The 1335-nt window shown below is 45.6% G+C and carries 1 protein-coding gene; it reads left to right on the forward strand.

Translation table 11 applies throughout. From position 1 onward, the window contains the following. On the forward strand, window positions 1–1322 hold a 1322-nt coding region (locus ACSF8W_RS23475; RefSeq protein ID WP_500849511.1), incomplete at its 5' end, for an IS4 family transposase. Between the last annotated feature and the right edge of the window lie 13 nt (window positions 1323–1335).

The following is a 1335-nucleotide window of genomic DNA, read 5'->3' on the forward strand; positions in this document are numbered from 1 at the left end:
TGTTCCTCAGACAAGCACTTCATGAAGTCCACTCATTTTCAGCAACAGAACTATCAGGGTTATCAGATCTCCTGTCTCCAGACATCATTGAACAGTGCTTAAACGATACCGGCGTTGCCACAATTCGAAAACGACGCCTACCAATGGAGCTAATGGTGTGGAGTGTCGTTGGGATGTCGTTGTATCGGCATCTTTCTATGGAAAAAGTTGTTTCTCAACTCGATATTCTCTTGCCGGGTAAGAAGCCATTTGTCGCACCGAGTGCTGTCATTCAAGCTCGAAAACGGCTGGGGCATGAACCGGTTGAAGCCGTATTTAACAAGACACAACAACTTTGGCATGAGAAAACACCGCATCCAGACTGGCACGGCTTAACATTACATGCTGTAGATGGCGTAGTGTGGCGAACACCGGACACGGCTGGTAATGACGCGCATTTTGGTCGAACAGGTAACAAGACGACCATTTCGGATTACCCCCAAGTTCGTATGGTTTGCCATATGGAACTCACGAGTCACCTTCTCAATAGTGCTGCTTTTGACTCCGTATCAGTGAGTGAAGTTGACCTGACTGCTCAACTTGTTGACCAATCTCCATCCCACAGCCTTACCGTATTTGACCGAGGTTTTTATGCCTTAGGATTACTTCACCGTTGGCAAAGTAGTGGTGAAGAAAAGCATTGGTTAATCCCGTTACGCAAAGGTGCACAATACACAACGATAGGCAAGCTAGGTAAAGGCCAGGAACTTGTGGAGTTGAGACTTTCCCCTCAAGCGAGAAAGAAATGGGCGGATGCACCTGAGACACTGCAAGCTCGTTTAATAACAAAAAAAATTAAAGGAAAAGAGGTAAAACTGTTGACCTCAATGACTGATCCGATGCGGTATCCGGGGGCTGATATCGCTGAGCTATACAGTCACCGTTGGGAAATAGAGTTGGGTTATCGGGAAATGAAGCAATATATGCTGCAAAACAACCTAACACTGAGAAGCAAGACTCCAGAGTTAGTGACCCAAGAGCTATGGGGAATGTTATTAGCTTACAACCTATTACGGTTCATGATGTGCCAAATGGCCTACTCACTGAAATCAGTAATGCCGTACCAAATAGGTTTTAAACAAGCATCAATCTTCTTACTCAGCCAACTTCAACTCCTGCCCGCAGTAGCACCGGGTCGTATACCAGAAGTGATGAATTACATACTGGATATGGCGGAAAGCTTTGTTTTGCCCGATAGAAAAGAGCGGAGTTATCCGAGAGCAGTAAAGAAAAGGCCGAGTCGCTATGCGACTCGGCCTCTGAAGAAACGTAAGTTATCTTAACTTACATGCATTA

The sequence above is a fragment of the Photobacterium sp. 270122K genome, assembly GCF_059941365.1.